Source organism: Streptomyces sp. NPDC058662 (assembly GCF_042716255.1).
Lineage (GTDB): Bacteria > Actinomycetota > Actinomycetes > Streptomycetales > Streptomycetaceae > Streptomyces.
Window position 1 is genome coordinate 29,129 of record NZ_JBHXRU010000044.1, and the last position, 21,853, is coordinate 50,981.

Below are 21,853 nucleotides of genomic sequence, written 5' to 3' on the forward strand. Positions count from 1 at the left end.
TGGGAGGCCGCGGCGGCCGAGGCCGGGCGGAAGATGGTGTTCACCTTGGGCGCGAAGTTGCCGTAAGCACCGAGTGACCGCATGACGGCGTGGGGGGCCCGGCTCCACCAGGCCGGGCCCCGCACCCCTGTCCCACCCAGTAAGTACGGGAGCCATCCGATGTACCGACGCTCCGCAGCGGCCGCTGTTCTGCTGACCGCCGCCCTCACGCTGACCGCCTGCAGTTCCGGCGGGAAGGACTCCGGCGCGGAGGCGAAGGCGAAGCCCCCGGCTTCGTCGCCGGCCCCCGATCCGGCGGACACCCCCGCCGAGGCGGGGCAGGCCCCCGCGCCCGAGGCCCAGCCCTCGGGTCCGGTCCTGCCCGACCCGCAGCTGACCCCGAAGACGGGCAGCTTCACGCCGCAGGAGAAGAAGTACCTCAGCGGCCGGGTCCCCGAGAAGATGGACCCCGCGGCCGTCCTGCAGACGGGGCAGGAGGCCTGCCAGCGGGTGGCGCGCACCGCGAAGCGGGACAAGGACGCGGCCACCGGGGCCGTCATCACCGGGGAGATCACCGGCGCGAAGGACGCGATCACGCATCTGTGCCCGGAGCAGAAGCCGATCCTCGCGGCCGCGGAGAAGGGCTTCCCCGAAGGCCCCCGCACCTCCCCGGCCGCAGGCACCTACCGGGCGCTGACCCAGGCCGCGGACTGCACCTGGGAGGCGAAGGGGAAGGACGGCACGCCCCTGTCCTCCGGCCCCGAGAAGCCGGTCAAGGCCGGCGACAGGATCACGGCGACGATCCCGGCGGGCACCGCGGAGTTCAACTCCTCGGGCTGCTACGCCTGGATCCCGGCCTAGGCCGGCGGCGCCCGGCCGGCAACACGCCGCCCCGCAACGCCCCGAGAGCCCCCGGCCCGCGCCGGGGGCTCTCGCGTCGCCGGACCCAAGTCCGGGCCCCGGACGTTTCCTTGGCGGGAGCCGGGGTAGCCGCGTGACCGAAGCACGACACCGACACCGACCTCCGGAGGCGAGTCCTATGAACGGTCTTGGCGGCTGCATCGGCCTGATCGTGGTGGGGGCGATCCTCACCTTCGCCACCGACTGGGAGATGAAGAGCGTCGACCTCGACCTGGTCGGACTGATCATGATGGCGGTGGGCGGCATCGGCCTCGCCGTGTACACGAGCGTCCTCAAGCGCCGCCGCACCGCCGGGGCCGCCATCCCGGTCGTGGAGGAGCGCCGCCGGGACGTCATCTGACGCTCCGTCCGACGGCCCGGGGCAGCCGCTCAGCGGCGCCGGGCGCTCTCGTACACCGGCAGCAGGGTGTCCAGGACCGCACCCATCGAGAAGGAGTCCGCGGCCAGTTTCTGGGCCGCCCGCGACGCGGCGCCGTTGGCTGCCGGGTCCAGCAGGGACAGCACCGCCGCCGCCACGCCCGCCGAGCCGGGATCGACCGCGTGCCCCGCTCCCGCGGCCGCGATGTCCCGTGCCAGGCCGTTGGAGTGCGTCACCACCGACGGGACGCCGACCGCGAGCGCCTCCAGCACCGACATCGGGAACGGCTCGTCCACCGACGGCAGTACGTACACGTGCGCGCGGCGCAGTTCCGCCAGGACCTCGGCCCCGGACAGCGCTCCCGGCACCGTGAACCGGTCCGCCAGGCCCAGCTCCGCGATCCGGGCGCGCACGGCCGCCGCTTCGCCCTCGTCCGGGCCCGCGACCACGAAGTGCGCGTCCGGGTGCGCGGCGAGGACGGCCGGGGCCGCGTCCACGAAGTCCACCGGCCGCTTGCGGGCCTGCAGGCGCGCCGAGTACAGGATGCGCGGCGGGCCGCTCGGCGCGGGCCGCTCCTCCTGCGCCGGAGTGCCGTTGACCAGGCGCACCGCCCGCTCCAGCGGCGCGCCCACCACCGCCTCCAGGCCGCCCCGCTCGTGCGGGGTCAGGTACAGCACCGCGTCGGCTCCGCGCAGCAGCCGGCGTACCGCCACCGCGTCCAGCACCTTGGCCAGCGCCTTCGCGCTCGGATCGACCATCCCGTGGGTCTGCAGCACCAGCGGCTTCCCGGCGCGCAGCGCCGCCAGCGCCACCGGCAGGGTCACCAGGTCCCGCGCCAGGTGGACGTGGACGAGGTCCGCGTCGCGCACCAGCCGGCCCGCCGAGGCGAGCAGCGCCGGCGAGGTCATCCCGCTGAACCCGAGCGGCAGCAGCCGCCGCGCCGGGAACAGCTTGGCCGGAACGCCCTCGACCTCGGTGGGCCACGGATCGGGGAACCCCTCGCCCAACGCCAGCAGCCGCGCCTCGTGGCCGCGGGCCCGCAGCCCCTTCGCCAGGTTCAGCGCGACCCGGACCGGACCGCCGAAGGCGTGCGAGGGGGAGTGCAGCGTGACGGCGTGCAGGACTCTCACTTGGGCTCCTCCACCGGGCGGCGCCGCCCGTCCTGGGTCTGCAGGGTCAGTTCCGGCAGGTCCTTGTGCACGACGGCGCCCGCGCCCGCGACCGCGCAGCGGCCCACGGTCACCCCGGCCAGTACGGTGGCCCGCACCGCCACCCAGGCCCCGTCCTCGACGGTGATCGGCGCGTTGCGGTAGCGGAAGTCGGCGGCCCGGTGGTCGTGCGAACCGGTGCACAGCATGGCCTCCTGGGAGAGGCACACGTGCGAACCGATCGTCACCGGCTCCAGGTTCAGCAGCCAGGCGCCCTCGCCGATCCAGGTGTGGTCCCCGACCGTGAGCTTCCACGGCCACAGCACCCGCACCCTGTGCCGGATCAGCACTCCCTCGCCGATCCGCGCCCCGAACGCCCGCAGCAGGGACACCCGCAGCCGCGCCGGACAGAACCACCTCATGAACAGCGCGTTCATCGCGGCGAACCAGAGCGCCTGCGTCAGCAGCCCGCGCCCCTTGTCGTATCCGGCCAGCGTGAAGGCAGGAAGATCACGCACCAGTCGTCCCCCTCGGTCACCCCCGCGGGCGCCTCCCCGGGCGCCGCCAGGTCAGACTAGACTGCGCCCGGACCAGGCACATGGGGTGGGGGCGGCAGTGGCAACGGACATACGCAAGCCCACCGTCACGCCCACCCGGCACCCGGTCGAGGACGAGAACCACTGGGGCCGGGTCACCACCCCGCGCACCCTGCTCTCCCGGGCCCTGTCCGTCCCCCTCGCTCTCGGATTCACCGTCTTCCTGCCCCTCTTCGTCGCCGTCCAGTCCGGCGCCGGGGCCCACGACGCGGCCTTCTGGCTCCAGCTCCTGCTCACCATGTACGCGGGGGCCCGGCTGTCCGCGATGGTGCTCACCAGCCGCCGCAAGCTGCTCCAGGGCTCCTTCTGGCTCTTCGTGTACATGGCCATGGGCGTGGCCCCGCTCGCCCAGGCGGTCCTGGGGCAGGTCCCGACCCCCGTGGTGGGTCCCCGCTCCGACCTCACCGCCGCCATCGGCCTGGTGCTGCTCGGCTGCGCCCTCTTCGACGTCGGCGTCCTGCTCGCCCGCCACCGGCCCGCCGGCCGCGCGGGCGGCTCCCAGCGGGAGTCCAGGCCGGTCATGGCGCACCGCCGCCGCCTCCAGCTGCTGACGGCCCTCTCCTTCGCGTGCAGCGCGGCCTTCGTCATGAAGCTGGGCGGTCCGGCCGTCTTCTTCTCCAGCCGCCAGGAGATCATCGCGGGCATCGAGGAGGCCGGCGTCTCCAACGGCGACGGCCAGGCCGGCCAGGCGCTGCTGCGCGGCTTCGGCACGGTTCCGGCGCTGCTCGCGCTACTGCTGTACACGCGCTGGCTGATCACCTCGAAGTTCGCCCGCCGCAAGGTCTCGATCATCGTCACCTGGGCCGCGCTGGCCGCGCTCAACCTGGTGGTCAACAACCCGATCTCGAACCCGCGCTACTGGTTCCTGACGGTCATGTTCGCCCTGCTCTTCACGGTCTTCCCGGTCAGCGCCGCGATGTACCGCGTGGCGCTGTCGATGGCCGTGGTCGTCGCCCTCCTCGTCTTCCCCTTCGCGGACCGCTTCCGGTACGACGAGAAGAACTACAAGCCGGTCGAGACCACCTCGTTCCTGGAGCCGATGGCGCTCAAGGACTACGACCAGATCGGCATGTTCGCCAACACGATCACCTACTCGGAGTCCGGACCCGGCCACTTCTACGGGCGCCAGCTCGCCGGATCCCTCTTCTTCGCGGTGCCGCGCTCGGTGTGGCCCGGCAAGCCGCGGGACACCGGCGTGATGGTGGGGCAGTGGATGGGCACCGTCAACACCAACCTCTCCTCCCCGATCTGGGCGGAGCTGTGGATCGACTTCGGGCCGCTGGGCATGGGCGCCGGACTGATGGGCATGGGGTACGCCGCCGCCCGCGTGGACCGGCGCTACGCGAAGCGCGCGACGCGGCGGGCGCCGCCGGGCAGTCTGATCTCGGTGGTGGTCCCGCTCGTCGCGGGCTACTCCTTCATCCTGCTGCGCGGTCCGCTGCTCCAGGCGTCGGGGCGGGTCGCGATAGCCGCGATGTGCCTGGCGCTGGTCGCGACCTACCGCCAGGACAAGTCCACCACCCTGCGCTGAGCCCCGGGGCGGCGGCCGCCCCGCCGACGTGCACCGGTCAGGCGGCGGCGCCCGGTCAGGCGGCGTGCAGGGGCGGGGACTCGGGGGCGGGCGCGGGGGCGCGCAGGTGCGCCACGCGCCACCAGGCGGCGGCCGCCTTGAGCGCCGAGCCGGCCGCGAGGCCCCACGCGGCTCCCGCGACACCGAAGACCGCGTAGCCGCCCAGCAGCAGTCCCACGGACAGCAGCGAGAAGACCACCTGCAAGGACAGGGTGGCCTTCGGGGCGAGCACCCGCAGGGTCAGCAGGGCGCAGGTCCCCAGCCCCATCACGGCGTACTGGGCGCCGGTCGCCGGCAGCAGCGCGGATGCCGCCGCCCAGGTGTCGCCCAGCAGCTCCCGGCCCCACCGGTCCGGCAGCAGGTACAGCGCCGCCGCCCAGGCCGCGCCGACCGCCGCCAGTACGAGTCCCAGCAGGGCCGTCGCCCGGACCGCGGCCCGCTTGCCGCCGAGCCGCCCCAGGACCGGGGGGCCGAATGCGGCGGCGGAGTTGAACAGCACGTTCAGCGGCCCGAAGAGCGTGGTCGCGCCGCGCAGCGCGCCGACGGCCAGCGGCGTCGCGAAGACGCCGAGGCCGAGCACGGCGAGCTGGCTGGAGCCGTTGCCCACCGCGAACTCGACCACGAACCGCTGCCCCAGGTGACCGCGGCGCAGGTACGGCCGCAGGTCGGCCCGGACCCCGCGTACATAAGGCCGCAGCAGCCACAGCCCGAGGGCCAGCGCCGGGAGGGCGGAGGCGCCCCACACCAGGACCAGCCGCCCCGCCGAGGCGCCCTGGGGCTGCGCGGCGAGCGCCGCGACCACGCACACCAGCCGCAGCGCGTCCGCGGCCAGGGCCCGCTCGGGCGCCCGCAGCGCGGAGAAGCAGTACCGCAGCCCGTCCTGGAGCAGGACCAGCGGCAGGACGAGGCCCAGCGCGAGGAACGCCCGCCCGGTGGCACCGGACAGGGACAGCCCCACCAGGGCCAGCAGGACGCCCCCCGCGGCGGAGGCGGCTGCGGTGAAGCCCGCGGCGGAGCGGCAGAGGCCGCCGAGGCGCTCGCCCTTCTCCAGGACCAGGCTCTGGCCGACATAGGCCATGTTGAGGCCCAGGAGCACGCTGAAGGTCACGTACACCATCGAGAAGTCGGCGAACCCGGACGCCGAGGACAGCCGGGCGGCCAGCACCAGCACCAGGATGTTCGTGGCGCTGGACGCGGCCTGGTCCAGGACCGACGCGACCGCCGAGAGGCCGCGCCGGCTCACCGCCGGCCCGGCTGGACGGTGCGCAGTGCGACCGTGTCGGTTCCGTCGCCCTGGATGACCTGCTCGGGCTCGGCCACCTCGTACGGGATCGGCTGGGGCTGCGGGTGCTTCTTCGCGGCGGCCGGCGGAGTCGGGGCGGGGCCTTCGGGGTGGTCCTTGGTCCGGCCCTTGACGCCGCGCTTCTCGCCGGGCAGCGGGGCGTGCAGCACCGCTCCGAGCACGGTGCCGCCCGCGCCGCTGATCAGTTCGCGGATCCGGGACAGGTCCGTACGGTGCACGGCGCGCGGGTCGCAGACGACGAGGACGCCGTCGACGCGGTCGACGAGCGCGAGGGCGTCGGCGTAGGAGAGCACGGGCGGCGCGAGCACGACGACGGTGGAGTTGGGGGAGTCCGCCTCGGAGACGAGCCGGGTGGCGCGCGGCGAGGTCAGCGAGCGGGCGACGTTGCGCACGCGCTCGCCGGGGATCAGGTCGAAGGCGCCGGACTCCCCGGCGTCCACGACGAGCTGGCGTCCGTCGGGCCACTCGGCGTCCCCGTGCTGCGGGGTGCGCGCGCCGGCGCCCTTGCCGCCGGGCGTCTGGCTCCAGCGGGGCCGGCCGCCCGCGTCGGTCGGCAGCTGGCTGGCCAGGACCGGGGTGCGCAGGTCGGCCTCGATGAGCAGGACGTCCTTGCCGGTCTCGGCGAAGGAGGCGGCCAGGTTCACCGCGACCGCGGCGGCGATCTCACTGCTGCCGCGCGGGGCGACGACGAGCAGCCGCCGCCGGTCGGCGAAGCGGGAGTCGTAGGCGAGCCGGAAGGCCACCGAGCGGAACTCCTCGGCGAGCCGGGGATCCTCCTCGCCGGCCGCGAGCAGCGGGCCGCCGCCCGTCCGGTCCCGGGGCAGGGAGCCGAGGACGGGTGCGCGCAGGGCCCGGGCGACGTCGCCCTCGGAGCGCGGTGCGGGGTCGAAGACCAGCCGGACCCAGGCGGCGAGCAGACCGAGCGCCAGGCCCACGGCCGCACCGAGCGCGAGCGACATCGGGATGCCGGGGCCGTCGGGCGAGGAAGGCGCGGTGGCCGCGCTGGTGACCCGGCCCGGGGTCATGTCCAGGGCTTCCAGCTTGGTGATGTTGCCGTTGTAGCGGCCGACTTCGCTCTGCAGGTCGGTCTTGGTGGAGGTGGCGGCGTCGCGCGGGGCGCCGGCCGGCATCCGGGCGATCTCCTTGACGAGCTCGTCGAGCTGCCTGGCGACCGGGTCGCGCTGGTCCTTGTAGCCCTTGACCATCTTGTCGCGGGTGGCGTCGAGGGCTTCCTGCCGCTTGAGCAGGTAGGCCTCGGTCATCGCGTTGGCGCGCTTGGCGGCCTCCTTGGGGGAGGACGCGGTGTAGGTGAAGCGGAGCACCATGGACTGCGGCGGGTTGGTCACCTGCAGGCCGCTGCGCAGGGCGGCGAAGTCGGTGGCGGAGACGCCGAGCTTCTTCGCCGCCTCGTTGGCTATGGAGGAGCTCAGCGCGACCTGCCGCTCCGAACCGATGTTGATCGCCTTGTCGGGCGCGAGGCTCGGGTTGAACGGGTCGTCCGTGGGCGCGCGCAGTACGAGGTCGGCGGTGGCGACGTAGGTGTCGGCCGTGGAGATGCCGAGGTAGACGCCGCCCAGCAGGCCGATGCCGACGCCCGCTCCGATGAGCCGGCGGTAGCGCAGGAGCTGGCGGAACTGGTCCCTGAGGAGGTCGGGCTCGTCCTCGGCCGGGGCCGCTGCCGGGCGGTTCGTCTCGATCACGGCCGGTATCCCCCAAGTGCTTCGTCTATCAGTGCGTCGACGCGGGCCAGGCCCGCTTCACGGCTCAGGTGGGCCGCCACGTGGCGCGGTCCGGCCGCGCCCAGCGCGTCCGCGCCGTCGGGGTCCTCGGCCAGGGCCCGTACGGCCTTCAGCAGGGCGTCGGGGTCCTCCGGCGGTACGAGCACCCCTGCGCCCGAACGCTCCACCTCCTGGGCGGTCCCGCCCTGCGCCGCGACGGACGCGACGACGGGCCGGCCGGCCTGGAAGTAGGAGGTGAGTTTGGACGGCACGCTCATGTCCAGTACGGCGGCGTGCTGCGTGACCGCGAGTACGTCCGCCGCCGCGAGGATATCCGGGAACTCGCCGTCCGCGGCAGGGGGGATGATGTCGAGGTTCGGCACGTCCGCGGAGAGGGCGGCGAGCGCCGCGCGCTGGCTGCCGTCGCCCATGAGGACGAAGCGGACGCCCGGGTCGCGCCGGGCGGCGCCGACGAGGACTTCTAGGCCCTGCTTGAGGCCCATGTTCCCGCTGTGCAGGACCACCGTCTGGTCGGGGGCCCAGCCCAGGTGCCGGCGGGTCTCGCCGCGCGGCCTGGTGGGCACGGCCACGTGCGACCAGTTCGGGACCAGCCGGATCCTCGCGGGGTCCACGCCCATGCCGACGACCCGCTCGACGAAGGTCTCGTGGATGACGCCGACGAGCGTGGCCCGCTTGAGGGCGTAGGCCTCGGCCCGGCCGGCGACCGCGGCCGCCCGGTCACCGCCGCGGATCCCGCTCTGCGCGGCGGCGGCGCCCATCAGGTCCTGGACGACCGGGACGTACGGGACCTTCCAGCGCGCCGCCAGCCGGGCGGCCAGCACCCCGCCGGCCAGGCTGGGCATCTGGGCCAGCACCGCGTCGGGCCTCGGCATCCGGGGCGGGGCCACGGCGCCGTGCAGCAGGATCGATCCTTCGAACAGGGCCCGCCGCACGGCGGTCTGGCGGGGCGGCACGGTGTGCGCGCGCCGGTGCACTGTGACACCCGCGCGCTGTTCCGTGCGCCGTAGCGCCCCCTTGTACTCCGGTTCGAGCGACCACGACGGGTAGTGCGGCATGCCCGCGAGGACGTGCGTCTCGTGTCCGAGATCTGCCCAGTGCTCCGCGATCTGGGTGGCGTAGGGCCCAATCCCCGCGTGCTCGGGAGCGTAGTTGGTGGAAACCAGCAGCAGGCGCCGGTGGCCGGATCTGGACACTGAGCGTCCCCTTCTCCCCTGGATGATGCGCACGCCACCCTATTCGTTCACCGGCATGGTGCGGAACGTGCACGCTATTGTCTGCTAATCCGCCACACCGGGGGGTGTGGCTGCTGGGGGGTAACAGATGACGGAGCGGGACATGTCCGAACGTGGTGCGCCGGCGCGCCGACCGTACCGAGTCGGCTATGCACCAGGTGCATACGATCTCTTCCATATCGGACATCTCAATATCCTTCGGCACGCCCGGAGCCAGTGCGACTACCTGGTCGCCGGAGTCGTCTCCGACGAGATGGCGGAACTGGCCAAGGGGCGCCGCCCGATGATCCCGCTCGTCGAGCGGCTGGAGATCGTCCGCAGTGTCCGGTACGTCGACGCGGCCTTCGTGGAGACCGTCCCGGACAAGGTCGAGACCTGGAAGCAGGTCCGCTTCGACGTCATCTTCAAGGGCGACGACTGGCGGGGTACCGCCAAGGGCGACCGGCTGGAGAAGGACTTCGCCGCCCACGGCGTCGACGTCGTCTACTTCCCGTACACCGTCCACACCTCCAGCACCCAGCTGCGCCGGGCGCTGGACGCGTTGGCCGAACCCCTGCCCGCGCAGGTGCCGCTCACCGCCGAACGGCGCTGAGCTCCCTGAACCACTTCGCCAGGAACGCCACCAGGAACAGGGCGGCGACCACGCCCAGCGCCGCGTAGGCCCAGGCGAACAGGGGCCCGCCGCCGAGCAGCAGGAACACCAGGCAGAACACCCCGTGGTCCACCGGCAGCAACGCCACCGCGCGCAGGGTCGACGGCGCGGCGGCGCCGCTGCCGGGGGCCGCCCCGGGCTTCAACTTCTCGGTGAGCAGCCCGCCGAAGAAGGTCACGACCGCCGCGAACTGGAAGCCCAGCGGCACCAGCAGCCAGCCGTCCGGGCCCGTCCCGTACTGCTCGGGGAAGCGGTAGAAGGCGATCAGCACGCAGGTGTGCAGCGCGGTGAGCTTGGCGCAGTCCACGACGTGGTCGAGCCACTCGCCCGCGGCGCTGCCGCCCCCGCGCAGCCGGGCCAGCTGCCCGTCGGCGGAGTCGAAGGCGAATCCGACGGCGAGCGCGGCCCAGACGGCGACCCCCAGGCCCCAGGAGGGAGCGGCCAGCGCCACGGCGGCCGCGGCGGCGAAGCTGCAGGCGGCGCTGACCAGCGTCACCTGGTTCGGGGTGAGTCCGAGCGCGTACGACCCCGCGGCCAGGTACCGCCCGGCGGGCCGGTTGACGAACCGCGAGTAGAGCGACACCCCCTTCGCCGTCTTCTGCGCCCCGCGCAGTTCCCGCAGTGCGGTCCCGACCTTCCCCATGCGTACCCCTGACCTCCTCGATGGCACGCGTGTGCAGGTGCACGCGTGTGCGACGTCGGCCACATCATCGCAGGGCGCACGGGAATTCCGGCTCGGGATGTCCCCCTGTGCCCGGAACGTGACCCCCGCGAACGGAGGTCCCCGTTCCAGGTGGAGGGGGCGCCGGAGGACGGGGGCTCAGCCGGCCACCCGCAGCAGCAGGACCGACCGGGCCGGGACGGTCAGGGTCTCCCCGCCCCGGTGCGTGGTGGCCGGGGCGTCGGCCTGGTCCTCCCGCGAGGTGTCCAGGACGAGCTCGTACCGCTCCGCCCAGGGCGCCCCCGGGAGCACCCACGCCGCCGGCCGGTCCCCGGCGTGCAGCAGGGCGAGGAAGCTGTCGTCCGTGACCTGCCGGCCCCGCTCGTCACGGCCCGGGATGTCCCGCCCCGACAGGTACATGCCCAAAGGCCCGGTGGGCGCGTACCAGTCCCGCTCGTTCATCTCCGCACCGGCGGCCGTGAACCAGGCCAGGTCCCGCAGCCCGTCCACGCCCTGCGGCCGCCCCGAGAAGAACGCCCGCCGGCGCAGCACCGGATGGGCCCGGCGCAGCGAGATCAGCCGCTCCGTCAGCGCGAACAGCTCCCGCCACGCCGGGTCCTCCAGCAGCGACCAGTCCACCCACCCCGTCTCGTTGTCCTGGCAGTACGCGTTGTTGTTGCCGCCCTGGGTGCGTCCGAACTCGTCCCCCGCGACCAGCATCGGCACGCCTGTCGACAGCAGCAGCGTGGTCAGCAGGTTGCGCAGCTGGCGCCGGCGCAGGGCGGCGACGCCCTCGTCGTCCGTCTCGCCCTCCGCCCCGCAGTTCCAGGACCGGTTGTCATTCGTCCCGTCCCGGCCCTCCTCGCCGTTGGCGTCGTTGTGCTTGCGCTCGTAGGACACCAGGTCCCGCAGGCTGAAACCGTCGTGCGCGGTCACGAAGTTCACCGAGGCGTAGGGGCGCCGCCCACCCCACGCGTACAGGTCGCTCGACCCCGACAGGCGGTAGCCGAGGTCCCGTACGTCGGGCAGCGCGCCCCGCCAGAAGTCCCGTACGGCATCGCGGTAGCGGTCGTTCCACTCCGTCCACAGCGGCGGGAACGCCCCCACCTGGTAGCCGCCCGAACCCACGTCCCACGGCTCGGCGATCAGCTTCACCCGCCGCAGCACCGGGTCCTGGGCGATGACCGCGAGGAACGGCGACAGCATGTCCACGTCGTGCATCGAGCGGGCCAGCGCGGCCGCCAGGTCGAAGCGGAAGCCGTCGACGCCCATCTCCGTCACCCAGTAGCGGAGCGAGTCGGTGATGAGCCGGAGCACGTGCGGGCGCCCCGCGTGCAGGGTGTTCCCGCAGCCCGTGTAGTCGGAGTACCGCCGCTGGTCGGTCTGGAGCCGGTAGTAGCCCCGGTTGTCGATCCCGCGCAGGGACAGCGTCGGGCCCAGCTCGCCGGCCTCCGCCGTGTGGTTGTAGACCACGTCGAGGATGACCTCGATCCCGGCCGCGTGCAGGGCCCGGACCATCCGCTTGAACTCCCCGACCTGCTGCCCGGCCGTGCCGCTGGACGAGTACCCGGCGTGCGGGGCGAAGTAGCCGACCGAGTTGTAGCCCCAGTAGTTGCGCAGTCCCCGGCGCAGCAGATGGTCCTCGTGAGCGAACTGGTGCACCGGCAGCAGCTCGACCGCCGTCACGCCGAGCCTGGCCAGGTGCTCGACCGCCGCCGGATGGGCCAGTCCCGCGTACGTGCCGCGCAGCTCCCGCGGGATACCCGGATGGCGCATCGTGAAGCCGCGCACGTGCAGCTCGTAGATCACCGAGTCGGCCCAGGGCGTCTTCGGCCGGACGTCGTCCGACCAGTCGTCGTCGTCGTGGACGACCACCCCCTTCGGGACGAACGGAGCGGAGTCGCGGTCGTCGCGCACGGTGTCCGCGATGTACTGCTGCGGCCAGTCCCGGACGTGCCCGTACACCTCGGGGGGCAGGGTGAAGTCGCCGTCCACGGCCCGCGCGTACGGATCCAGCAGCAGCTTGGCCGGGTTGTACCGGGCGCCCGTCCACGGGTCCCAGCGGCCGTGCACCCGGAACCCGTACCGCTGCCCCGGGCGTACGCCCGGCACGAAGCCGTGCCAGATCTCGTGCGTGAGCTCCGTCAGCGCGCAGCGGGTCTCCGCGGCGTGCGGGCCGTCCCCCTCGAACAGGCAGACCTCCACCGCCTCGGCACCCTGCGCCCAGAGCGCGAAGTTGGTGCCCGCCGTACCGTCCGGGCCGGTGTGGAAGCGCGCTCCCAGGGGATGCGAGGACCCCGGCCACACCGGTGGCCCCGGCGGGCGGGCCGCGACCCGTACGGTCTCTTTCGCGCCCAGGCCGTTCGGTGTCCCGACCACCGTCCCGGACGGCGGGCGCTCGACGCGCGGTACGGGCGCGGCGGGGCCGCTCCGGATCGCGTCCACGGCGTCCGCGACGTTCCCGGCGGCTTCCACCGCCTCTTGCTCGGCTGCGCTCGACAATGCCCGCCTCCACGGCTCCTGGGTACCGGCGGGGGCATGGGGAGAGTGCGGCCCCGGCGTCCCGGCCCGGGCCCGCCCCCGTCTGGTCCTTCCCACTGTTCTGCCCGGACAGTTCTGCCCGGAACGTGGCCCGGGCCCACGTTTCCCCCGGAGGGCCCCGGTCGTTGGAGGGAACGTGACACTTCTGACGAGGCGGGCTGGGGCGGGATGGGCGGCCGTGGCGGCATGGGCGGCCCTGCTGGGCGGCCTGGCCGGATGCACCGGGGACGGCCGGCCCCCGGTCGAGATCGCGCTCCCCGGCAAACCCCGCTCGCCGGACGAGGCCATCCGCATCACGCCCGAGGACAAGGCCAAGGGGGTCCCGGCCGACGGTCGCCTGATGGTCACCGTGCCCGAGGGCCGGCTGGAGCGGGTCGTGGTCACCAAGGTGGAGGACGCGCAGGAGGAGAAGGTCGCCGGCGCCATCGCGGCCGACGGGCTCAGCTGGAGCCCCGATCCCGCCGCGGGCCGGCTCGCGCTCGCGGCCAAGTACACCGTGGACGCCGTGGCGCTGGACGGGCACAACCGCCGCCAGGCCCGGCACACCACCTTCACCACCTATGTCCCCGAGGAGCGGTTCATCGGCTACTTCAAACCCGAGAACCGCTCCACGGTCGGCACCGGGATGATCGTCTCCTTCAACTTCAGCCGCCCCGTCGAGCGCCGGGCGGAAGTGGAGCGGGCGATCACCGTCACCTCGGTCCCGGCCGTGGAGGTCGTCGGCCACTGGTTCGGGAAGGAGCGGCTCGACTTCCGCCCCAAGGAGTACTGGAAGCCCGGCACCGAGGTCACCGTGAAGCTGAACCTGCGCGACGTCGAGGGCGCGCCCGGCTCCTACGGCATCCAGGACAAGACGATCACCTTCACCGTCGGGCGCTCCCAGATCTCGACGGTGGACGCGGCCGCGCACACCATGGAGGTCCGGCGCGACGGGCAGCTGCTGTCCACCGTGCCGATCAGCGCCGGAGCCCCCAAGACCACCACCTACAACGGGAAGATGGTGGTGATGGAGCTCTTCGACGTCACCCGGATGAACGGCCAGACCGTCGGGTTCGGCGGCGAGTACGACATCCCCGACGTCCCGCACGCCATGCGGCTCACCTCCTCCGGCACCTTCCTGCACGGCAACTACTGGACCAACCCCGAGACCTTCGGCACCAGCAACATGAGCCACGGGTGCATCGGCCTGCGCGACGACAAGGGCGGCGGCTCGGACACCCCGGCCGGCTGGTTCTTCGACCGGACCCTGGTCGGGGACGTGGTGGAGGTCGTGAACTCGCAGGACAAGACGGTGGCGCCCAGCAACGGGCTGGGCGGCTGGAACATGTCCTGGGCGGACTGGGTGGCCGGGTCCGCCGTCGCGTGAGCGGCGTCCGCCCGGCGCTGTGCCCGGTTCGCCCGGAGGAGTGATTCGTGTGATCAAAACGCCGTAGCGGGGAGTGTCCGCGCGGCGCGCCGCCGACGCCCGCGCCCAGCCTGTCAGGGCACACCGGGCAGCGCGTAACGGACGGAGCGTCATGGCAGCTGGGAAATGGACCCTCGGGCTGGCGGTCGGGGCCGTACTGGTCTCGGCCGCGCCCACCGCCCTCGCGGCGGGTCCCGGCGGCGAACGCCCCGCCGCCGCGGCCGTCAGGGCGCCGCTGCCCGGCGGCCTGGGCCCCTGCGTCCCGGGCCGCTGCCCCGACCCGTACCCGCCCATCGGCACCGGCGGGGCCCCGGCCGGCCGGGACAACGGCATCAACATCTTCGTGGGCGGCGACTTCCGGGTCCGCCAGCGCGCCTCCGAGGCCGAGGGCCGCCTCGTCGTCCTCGGCGACTTCGACCAGGACAAGCTCGCCGGCGCGGACAGCCGGTACAACGTCGGGATCGTCGGCGCGGGATCGCTGGTGCCGCCGCCCGACGGCGCCGACTTCCTGACCACCGGCGGCTCGATCACCGTCGCGCCGGGCGAGCGCCTGCTCGCCGACGGCGGCGTCGTCCGCCACGCGGGCCCGGTCACCGGAACCGTGTCCGGCCGCCTGGTCCCGGACCCGGCCGCGGTCACCCCGTACGCCGGCCTGCGCGAGCGGCTCAGCGCCGCCAGCCAGTGCTACGCCCGGGTCGACGGGCGACCGCGCCCGGCCACGGGCACGGTCGTCAACAACGGCTTCGAAACCCTGTTCACCGGCGACGGCACGTCCGCCCTCCAGGTCTTCAACGTCGACGCGGACCTGGCCAACCCCAACGGCGGCCAGCAGGGCATCCGGTTCGCCCGGATCCCGGCCCGGGCCACCATCCTGGTGAACGTCCTGGGCGCCGACCGGACGATCAACACGTACAGCGGCGGCATCCAGGACACCGATCCCCTCAACGCATACCGCGACCGGCTGCTGTGGAACTTCCCCGACGCGAGGACGGCGGACCTGGCCGGCACGGGCCAGTTCCAGGGCAGTTTCCTGATGGGCCAGCCGTCCTCGGAGACCACCGTCACCCTGCCCGGCATCAACGGGCGCTTCTTCACCACCGGCTCCGTCACCCACACCAGTGCGGCGAGCGGGGGCGGCGGCCAGGAGTTCCACGCCTACCCCTTCAACGGCGACCTGCCCGAGTGCGGCGGCCCGGCCCCGGTCACCGGCTCGGTCTCCGTCCTCAAGCGGGACGCGGCGACGGGCGCGGCCCTCCCGGGGGCCCGGTTCGAACTGTGGCGGGAGACCAACGGCACGCCGGGGCTCCAGCCCACCGCCCCGAACGCCGACACCCCGGTCACCGAGTGCACGACGCCGGCGAGCGGCGTCTGCACGCGGACGACGGAACTCGGAACGTACTACTGGCGGGAGACGCAGCCGCCCCTCGGCTACGACCTGCCGGACCGCACCGTCCACGAGCTGACCCTCACGGCCGAGAACGCCGCGGCGGGGGTCCGGGCCGTGGCGGACAACCGGCGCACCCCCGAACCGTCCGACGGCGCCCGGGTCGAACTGCGCAAGACCGACGCGGCCACCGGCCTCCCGCTGGCCGGAGCCGAGTTCGAGCTGTGGCGGGAGAGCAACGGCACCGCCGGGCTCCAGACCGCCGCGCCCGGCGGGGACACCCGGCTCGACGGGGTGTGCGTGACTGGCCCGACCGGCACCTGCACGGTGGAACTGCCGGTGGGGCAGACCTATTACTGGCGCGAGACCGCCGCTCCGGCGGGCTACGAGCCGCCCGCGGACCCGGTGACCCGCTTCGACCTCGACCGGGGCGACGTGGCGGACGGCATCCTCGTCCCCGTGGCCAACACCCCGGAGCGCGAGGAGTACGAGGGCTCGATCCGGATCGTGAAGCAGGACGCCAGGACCGGGCGCCCGCTGCGCGGCGCGGTCTTCGAGGTCTGGCGGGAGACCAACAGCACGCCGGGGCTCCAGACGGTCGGCATCAACCCGGACCGCAGGGCCGCGTCCGGCTGCGCCACCGACCGGCGCGGCGTGTGCGACTTCGGCCCGCTCCCCGAGGGCTGGTACTACCTGCTGGAGACGGCGGTCCCCGAGGGCTACGTGCTGCCCGCCGACCGCGTGACCGGCCCGCTGCGGCTGGACGCCGCGACCCCCGACCGTCGCCTGGTGGTCACGCTCCAGAACAAGCGCGACGACCACGGCAAGGACGACCACGGCAAGGGCGACCACGGGAAGGGCGAGCACGGCAAGGACAAGCCGAAGCACCCGAAGCACCCCGCGAAGCACCCCAAGGACACCAAGCACCCCAAGGACGCCAAGGGCCCCCGGGCCTGACCCGTCCTCGGCCGGTCCGGAGGGCCGCGCGCCGTCCGGGCACTTGGGACGGAACGGTGACAAGACCGTGGCTCTTCGTCATCCTCCCGTGTGATTACCTGTCGGCAAGCGCGCGACTGTCCGCGCGCGGGGGACATGGGGAGAACACGAGTGAACCTGCAGCCGATACGCGGCCGCGCCCGCACCGGCCTACCGGCCCTCCTGCTGGGGGCGGCCCTGCTGTTCACCACCGCGTGCGGCGGCGGCGGAACCGACGGCGGAGGCAGTGGCGGCGACAAGGGCGCCGGCGGCGGGGGCACCACCGGTACCGAGGCGTCGAAGGCCGTCGTCAGCGTCAAGCCGGACGACGGCGCCAAGGAGGTCGCCACGAGCGGCGTCCTGAAGATATCCAGCACCGGGGGCAAGCTGGCGGCGGTGACCGTCGCCGACACCAAGGGCAACGCGGTCGAGGGGAAGATGGCCGACGACGGGGCCAGTTGGGAGCCGGTGCGCCACCTCGCCTCGGCGACCGAGTACAAGGTGCACGCGGTGGCCAAGGACGAGGCGGGCCGCGAGTCCGCCAAGGACACCACCTTCACCACCCTGACCCCGACCAACACCTTCGTCGGGCACTACACGCCGGAGGACGGTTCGACCGTCGGCGTGGGCATGCCGGTCTCGATCAACTTCACCCGGGGGATCACCAACCCCGAGGCCGTGGAGAAGGCCATCACGGTCACGGCCGAGCCGGCCGTGCCGGTCGAGGGCCACTGGTTCGGCAACGACCGCCTCGACTTCCGCCCCGAGAACTACTGGGCCGCGGGTACCAAGGTCACTGTGAAGCTCTCCCTCGACGGGGTCGAGGGCCGTCCCGGCGTCTACGGCAAGCAGACCCGTACGGTCACCTTCACGATCGGCCGCTCGCAGGTCTCCACCGTCGACGCGGGCACCAAGCAGATGCAGGTCGTCCGCGACGGCCAGGTGCTCAAGAACGTCCCGATCACGGCGGGCGCCCCCTCGACGACCACGTACAACGGGCAGATGGTCATCAGCGAGAAGTACAAGGTGACCCGGATGAACGGCGCCACCGTCGGATTCGGCGGCGAGTACGACATCCCCGACGTCCCGCACGCCATGCGCCTGTCGAACTCCGGCACCTTCGTCCACGGCAACTACTGGGCCTCCGCGGGCACCTTCGGCAAGGAGAACGTCAGCCACGGCTGCGTCGGCCTGCGCGACTCCCGCGGCGGGGGCGACGGTGACCAGCCCGCCGCCTGGTTCTTCAACGAGTCGCTGATCGGCGACGTGGTGGTCGTGAAGAACTCGAAGGACAAGCAGATCGCCCCGGACAACGGCCTCAACGGCTGGAACATGCCGTGGGCGGAGTGGATCAAGTAACTCCCGTTCGCGGGCGGCCGACGACGGCCGCGGTGGCCCGGTGCTGTGACACACAGCACCGGGCCTCTCGCGTTAACCGCCACTAACCTGGCCCGCATGACCCTCTCTCTCGAAGTCTCCGAAGGCGTCGGCACCCTCCGCCTGGACCGCCCGCCCATGAACGCCCTGGACATCGCGACCCAGGACCGGCTGCGCGAGCTGGCCGCGGAGGCCACCGACCGGTCCGACGTCCGCGCTGTCATCCTCTACGGCGGCGAGAAGGTGTTCGCGGCGGGCGCGGACATCAAGGAGATGCAGACGATGGACCACGCGGCGATGATCGCCCGGTCCCGCGCACTGCAGGACGCCTTCACCGCGGTGGCGCGCATCCCCAAGCCGGTCGTCGCCGCCGTCACCGGCTACGCGCTCGGGGGCGGTTGCGAGCTCGCCCTGTGCGCCGACTACCGGATCTGCGCCGACAACGCGAAGTTCGGGCAGCCCGAGATCCTGCTCGGCCTGATCCCGGGCGCGGGCGGCACCCAGCGGCTGTCGCGCCTGATCGGACCCTCCCGGGCCAAGGACCTCATCTTCACCGGGCGCATGGTCAAGGCCGACGAGGCGCTCACCCTGGGGCTGGTCGACCGGGTCGTCCCCGCCGCCGAGGTGTACGAGCAGGCGCACGCCTGGGCCGCCAAGCTGGCCCACGGCCCGGCGATCGCGCTGCGCGCCGCCAAGGAGTGCGTGGACGCCGGCCTGGAGGCCGACATCGACACCGGGCTGACCATCGAACGCAACTGGTTCGCCGGGCTGTTCGCCACCGAGGACCGCGAGCGCGGGATGCGCAGCTTCGTGGAGGAGGGGCCGGGCAAGGCCACCTTCGTCTGAGGGGCGCCGTCCCCCCGGCGGGTGGATTAGCCAGGGCTTAAGGGAGGCTTAAGGAACATCGTTGATCCACCCACGGTGATCATCTGCGTGCGGTTTGTCATCGCAGGTCGGGCCGGGTGCGCCAACGCTCCGCTTGCCTTGCGCATATGACAAAACGCCCTCCGGGGATCCCGTTTCCCGGGGGGTGTTTTCCCGGGGAACGGCCCGGAGGGGCGGGTGGTCCGTCCATGATGGGTGCATGGCGGGCCTGGAGGGTGTGGAAGAGCCGCGGCAGCGCGGCAGCGCTTCGGCCGTGCGGCTCACGGCGGCTCTGGAGGACGAACAGGGCCTCAAGGCGCTGGAGTTGCACGGCAATCCCGCCGAGTCGGAAGTGACGCTGCCGTCCATGCCGGAGTCGGCGAGCACCGCCCGCCGCCTCACCCAGTGCGTGGTGATCCGCCTGTGGGGCCTCTCGCCGCAGACCGCCGAGCACACCGTGCTGCTGGTCTCGGAGCTCGTCGGCAACGCGGTCCGGCACACCGGTGCGCGGTCCTTCGGCTTACGCATGGTGCGGCGGCGCGGCTGGATCCGGGTGGAGGTGCGCGACCCCTCGCGCGGGCTCCCGTGCCTGATGCCCGTCCATGAACTGGACACGACCGGCCGCGGCCTCTTCCTCGTCGACAAGCTCTCCGACCGCTGGGGCGCGGACCTGCTGCCGCGGGGGAAGATCACGTGGTTCGAGATGCGGGTCGCCGACCGCCAGAACGCCTGAAGCCCCCAGGTCGCCGTGGTGGGGCGGTGCGGGGGCCTCATGGGTGCGCCGAGGATCGAAGGGGTGTGATCCTCGGCGTGGCGACTTCGCTCGGGTCAATGGGGAAGCCGTGATTCCGACTATGGCAGACGAGGCCTCAAACGCCAAAAGTCCCTACTCGGACATAAGTGTGCAAATAGCAAGAGTTTCTAGCTAAATCCTAGGTGAGGTGGGCCACTCACCTCGTAATCTATGAATAAGTATCGGATGCTCTGTGTAAATCGTTGATCACATAGCGAGCAGAGGCCCTCCGGGCCCGCATCGGCCAAAGTCCCTAATTGGGTCAATCATTACCTTCCGGGCCATCCACCCCTTAAATGGGCAGGTGCTCTCACCTCCAGGTCGCCGCGCGGCCCTGCGCGCGGGTGCCGCCTCGGTGGTCGGCCTCACCGCAGCCTGCGGACCGGGCCGCCCCGCCGCCCCGCCCCCGGCCGTGCCCCCGGGCGCCCCCACCCCGACCCCCGGCGCGCCCACCCCGCCCCCCGGCCCCGCCAGACCGGCCCGGCCGGCGGCGGCCGCCGCGCCCCGCCGGTTCCCCGGGCAGCCCGTGGAGATCGGCCACGGCCCGCGCGACCGCGCCCGGGTCGCCCTCACCTTCCACGGCAACGGCGACCCCGCCCTCGCCCGGTCCGTGCTGGCCGAAGCCGAGAGAGGGGGCGCGCGGGTCACCGTACTGGCGATCGGCAGCTGGCTCGACGAGCACCCGGACATGGCCCGCCGCGTCCTCGACGGCGGCCACGAGCTCGGCAACCACACCCAGCGCCACGTCGCCGTCAACACCCTGCCCGAGGCGCAGGCCTACGCCGAGATCACGGGCTGCGCCCAGCGGCTCAAACGCCTCACCGGCTCCATCGGGACCTGGTTCCGGCCCTCCCAGGCCCAGTACGCGACCCCGCTCGTACAGAAGCTGGCCCAGCGGGCGGGCTACCCGCACGTCCTGTCGTACGACGTGGACTCCCTCGACTTCACCTCGCCCGGCGCCGCGGCCGTCATCCGCAACGTCACCGGGACGATCCGCAACGGATCGGTGGTGAGCCTGCACTTCGGCTACGCGGACACGGTCGACGCGATGCCGCCCCTCCTCGAAGAACTCGCGCGCCGCACCCTGCGCGCGGTGACCACCACGGAGCTGCTGACCCCATGAAGACCACCCGCCTTCCCCGGAAGGCCGCCGTGCTGCTCGCCGGTCTGGTCCTGGCCGCCCTGGCCGGCTGCGGATCGGCCGAAAAGGGGCCCGCCGAGGCCCGCGGCTCCAAGGGCCCGGCCAAGCCGGCCAAGGCCGTCCCCGCCGCCCCGCCGGGCCTGCCCGGCATGCCCCCGGTACTCGATCCGAACGACATCTACGCGGCCAACCGGCCCGGCAAGCTCTCCCCGGTGGTCAAGGACTTCCCGTCCCGCATCTACGTGCCGAACACCAACTCCAACACGGTGTCCGTCATCGACCCGGCCACCTACCAGGTCATCGACACCATTCCGGTCGGGGTCCAGCCCCAGCACGTGGTGCCCTCCTGGGACATGAAGACGCTGTGGGTCAACAACAACCGGGGCCACACGCTCACCCCCATCAACCCGGCCACCGGCGAGGCCGGAAAACCGGTCGAGGTCCACGACCCGTACAACCTCTACTTCACGCCGAACGGCAAGTACGCGATCGTCATGGCCTCGCTCGACAAGGAACTCGTCTTCCGCGATCCGCACACGATGGACCGGGTGAAAACCGTCCCGGTGACCTGTTATGGCGTCAACCACGCGGACTTCTCCGCCGACGGCCGCTACTTCATCGTGAGTTGCGAGTTCTCCGGTGAACTCCTCAAGGTCGACACCGAGAAGATGGAGGTCATCGGCCAGCAGAAGCTGCCGTTCGAGGGCGCGATGCCGCAGGACGTCAAGGTCTCCCCGGACGGCAAGACCTTCTACGTCGCGGACATGATGGCGCACGGGATGTGGGTGCTCAGCGGCGACACGTTCGAGACGCCCAAGCTGCTGCCCACCGGAAAGGGCTGCCACGGCCTGTACATCAGCCGCGACTCCAGGGAGATGTACGTTCCCAACCGGGGCGAGGGCACCGTCTCGGTCTTCGACTTCAAGCAGAACCGGCTCACCAAGAAGTGGGCGCTGCCCGACGGCGGCAGCCCCGACATGGGCGGCGTGTCCGCCGACGGCAAGGTGCTGTGGCTCTCGGGCCGCTACGACTCCGAGGTCTACGCGATCGACACGGTGACCGGTAAGCAGCTGGCCCGGATCCCGGTCGGCGGAGGCCCCCACGGGCTGGCCGTCTACCCGCAGCCCGGCCGGTACTCGCTCGGCCACACCGGCATCTTCCGGTAGCCCGCGCGGACGCGGCGGTGCCCCGGGAGCTCGCACAGCTCCCGGGGC

At 72.9% G+C, this 21,853-nt stretch carries 18 protein-coding genes; 11 read left to right on the forward strand and 7 right to left on the reverse strand.

Features of this window, described 5'->3' with window-relative positions; genetic code table 11:
- Positions 1-159 precede the first annotated feature (159 nt).
- Positions 160-840, forward strand: a complete 681-nt coding sequence (locus ACFWUQ_RS17545; RefSeq protein WP_384538692.1) for a hypothetical protein — start codon at positions 160-162, stop codon at positions 838-840.
- Positions 841-1,018: 178 nt separating this feature from the next.
- Positions 1,019-1,240 carry a DUF6458 family protein gene (locus ACFWUQ_RS17550; RefSeq protein WP_384538695.1) on the forward strand — a complete coding sequence of 74 codons (222 nt, stop codon included), beginning with the start codon at positions 1,019-1,021 and terminating at the stop codon, positions 1,238-1,240.
- 29 nt (positions 1,241-1,269) lie between these two features.
- Here ACFWUQ_RS17550 and ACFWUQ_RS17555 read toward each other — a convergent pair whose 3' ends face one another.
- Together ACFWUQ_RS17555 and ACFWUQ_RS17560 are read right to left on the reverse strand one after the other, a co-directional pair.
- Entirely contained in the window at positions 1,270-2,388 is a 1,119-nt protein-coding gene (locus ACFWUQ_RS17555; RefSeq protein WP_384538697.1) for a glycosyltransferase, read from the reverse strand.
- Positions 2,385-2,924, reverse strand: coding sequence for a WcaF family extracellular polysaccharide biosynthesis acetyltransferase (locus ACFWUQ_RS17560; RefSeq protein WP_384538699.1), 540 nt, complete (start codon positions 2,922-2,924; stop codon positions 2,385-2,387). Before ACFWUQ_RS17560 ends, ACFWUQ_RS17555 begins: the two co-directional genes overlap by 4 nt.
- Before the next feature lie 97 nt (positions 2,925-3,021).
- Here ACFWUQ_RS17560 and ACFWUQ_RS17565 point away from each other — a divergent pair, with 97 nt between their 5' ends.
- Positions 3,022-4,533, forward strand: coding sequence for a hypothetical protein (locus ACFWUQ_RS17565; RefSeq protein WP_384538701.1), 1,512 nt, complete (start codon positions 3,022-3,024; stop codon positions 4,531-4,533).
- Positions 4,534-4,588: 55 nt separating this feature from the next.
- On the opposite strand, the gene ACFWUQ_RS17570 is transcribed toward ACFWUQ_RS17565, so the two are convergent.
- The 3 genes from ACFWUQ_RS17570 to ACFWUQ_RS17580 are packed head-to-tail and all read right to left on the reverse strand — an operon-like array spanning position 4,589 to position 8,777.
- Positions 4,589-5,815, reverse strand: a complete 1,227-nt coding sequence (locus tag ACFWUQ_RS17570) for a hypothetical protein (RefSeq protein WP_384538703.1) — start codon at positions 5,813-5,815, stop codon at positions 4,589-4,591.
- Positions 5,812-7,575, reverse strand: a complete 1,764-nt coding sequence (locus tag ACFWUQ_RS17575) for a lipopolysaccharide biosynthesis protein (protein ID WP_384538704.1) — start codon at positions 7,573-7,575, stop codon at positions 5,812-5,814. The genes ACFWUQ_RS17570 and ACFWUQ_RS17575 overlap by 4 nt, the downstream gene beginning before the upstream one ends.
- The gene (locus ACFWUQ_RS17580; RefSeq protein ID WP_384538723.1) at positions 7,572-8,777 is read right to left on the reverse strand and encodes a glycosyltransferase family 4 protein; all 1,206 of its coding nucleotides are present in this window, start codon (positions 8,775-8,777) and stop codon (positions 7,572-7,574) included. The genes ACFWUQ_RS17575 and ACFWUQ_RS17580 overlap by 4 nt, the downstream gene beginning before the upstream one ends.
- Before the next feature lie 172 nt (positions 8,778-8,949).
- Here ACFWUQ_RS17580 and ACFWUQ_RS17585 point away from each other — a divergent pair, with 172 nt between their 5' ends.
- Positions 8,950-9,438 carry an adenylyltransferase/cytidyltransferase family protein gene (locus ACFWUQ_RS17585; protein WP_384538706.1) on the forward strand — a complete coding sequence of 163 codons (489 nt, stop codon included), beginning with the start codon at positions 8,950-8,952 and terminating at the stop codon, positions 9,436-9,438.
- Here ACFWUQ_RS17585 and ACFWUQ_RS17590 read toward each other — a convergent pair.
- The gene (locus ACFWUQ_RS17590; RefSeq protein ID WP_384538708.1) at positions 9,419-10,141 is read right to left on the reverse strand and encodes a CDP-alcohol phosphatidyltransferase family protein; all 723 of its coding nucleotides are present in this window, start codon (positions 10,139-10,141) and stop codon (positions 9,419-9,421) included. The two genes, ACFWUQ_RS17585 and ACFWUQ_RS17590, sit on opposite strands and share 20 nt — an antisense overlap.
- Before the next feature lie 177 nt (positions 10,142-10,318).
- Complete coding sequence (gene glgX, locus ACFWUQ_RS17595; RefSeq protein ID WP_384538710.1) at positions 10,319-12,661, reverse strand: glycogen debranching protein GlgX; 2,343 nt, start codon at positions 12,659-12,661, stop codon at positions 10,319-10,321.
- A 217-nt stretch (positions 12,662-12,878) separates the two neighbouring features.
- Between glgX and ACFWUQ_RS17600 the strand changes: the two genes are divergently transcribed.
- The 7 genes from ACFWUQ_RS17600 (at position 12,879) to ACFWUQ_RS17630 (ending at position 21,805) form a co-directional block, all read left to right on the forward strand.
- Positions 12,879-14,066, forward strand: a complete 1,188-nt coding sequence (locus tag ACFWUQ_RS17600; protein ID WP_384538712.1) for an Ig-like domain-containing protein — start codon at positions 12,879-12,881, stop codon at positions 14,064-14,066.
- Between the two features lie 151 nt (positions 14,067-14,217).
- Complete coding sequence (locus tag ACFWUQ_RS17605; protein WP_384538713.1) at positions 14,218-16,446, forward strand: choice-of-anchor A family protein; 2,229 nt, start codon at positions 14,218-14,220, stop codon at positions 16,444-16,446.
- A 135-nt stretch (positions 16,447-16,581) separates the two neighbouring features.
- Positions 16,582-17,823: an Ig-like domain-containing protein gene (locus ACFWUQ_RS17610; RefSeq protein WP_384538714.1), complete on the forward strand. Its 1,242-nt coding sequence runs from the start codon at positions 16,582-16,584 to the stop codon at positions 17,821-17,823.
- 96 nt (positions 17,824-17,919) lie between these two features.
- Positions 17,920-18,687 carry an enoyl-CoA hydratase/isomerase family protein gene (locus ACFWUQ_RS17615; RefSeq protein WP_384538716.1) on the forward strand — a complete coding sequence of 256 codons (768 nt, stop codon included), beginning with the start codon at positions 17,920-17,922 and terminating at the stop codon, positions 18,685-18,687.
- Between the two features lie 238 nt (positions 18,688-18,925).
- Complete coding sequence (locus ACFWUQ_RS17620; RefSeq protein ID WP_384538718.1) at positions 18,926-19,438, forward strand: ATP-binding protein; 513 nt, start codon at positions 18,926-18,928, stop codon at positions 19,436-19,438.
- 364 nt (positions 19,439-19,802) lie between these two features.
- Entirely contained in the window at positions 19,803-20,621 is an 819-nt protein-coding gene (locus ACFWUQ_RS17625; RefSeq protein WP_384538719.1) for a polysaccharide deacetylase family protein, read from the forward strand.
- Positions 20,618-21,805, forward strand: a complete 1,188-nt coding sequence (locus ACFWUQ_RS17630; protein WP_384538722.1) for a YncE family protein — start codon at positions 20,618-20,620, stop codon at positions 21,803-21,805. The genes ACFWUQ_RS17625 and ACFWUQ_RS17630 overlap by 4 nt, the downstream gene beginning before the upstream one ends.
- Positions 21,806-21,853: the final 48 nt, after the last annotated feature.

Bases quoted from the DNA above. Each gene is read 5' to 3' on its own strand.
- ACFWUQ_RS17545 (WP_384538692.1), top strand. From the start codon at position 160: ATGTACCGACGCTCCGCAGCGGCCGCTGTTCTGCTGACCGCCGCCCTC.
- ACFWUQ_RS17550 (WP_384538695.1), top strand. From the start codon at position 1,019: ATGAACGGTCTTGGCGGCTGCATCGGCCTGATCGTGGTGGGGGCGATC.
- ACFWUQ_RS17585 (WP_384538706.1), top strand. From the start codon at position 8,950: ATGTCCGAACGTGGTGCGCCGGCGCGCCGACCGTACCGAGTCGGCTAT.
- ACFWUQ_RS17590 (WP_384538708.1), bottom strand. From the start codon at position 10,141: ATGGGGAAGGTCGGGACCGCACTGCGGGAACTGCGCGGGGCGCAGAAG.
- ACFWUQ_RS17605 (WP_384538713.1), top strand. From the start codon at position 14,218: ATGGCAGCTGGGAAATGGACCCTCGGGCTGGCGGTCGGGGCCGTACTG.
- ACFWUQ_RS17610 (WP_384538714.1), top strand. From the start codon at position 16,582: ATGGGGAGAACACGAGTGAACCTGCAGCCGATACGCGGCCGCGCCCGC.
- ACFWUQ_RS17615 (WP_384538716.1), top strand. From the start codon at position 17,920: ATGACCCTCTCTCTCGAAGTCTCCGAAGGCGTCGGCACCCTCCGCCTG.
- ACFWUQ_RS17620 (WP_384538718.1), top strand. From the start codon at position 18,926: ATGGCGGGCCTGGAGGGTGTGGAAGAGCCGCGGCAGCGCGGCAGCGCT.
- ACFWUQ_RS17630 (WP_384538722.1), top strand. From the start codon at position 20,618: ATGAAGACCACCCGCCTTCCCCGGAAGGCCGCCGTGCTGCTCGCCGGT.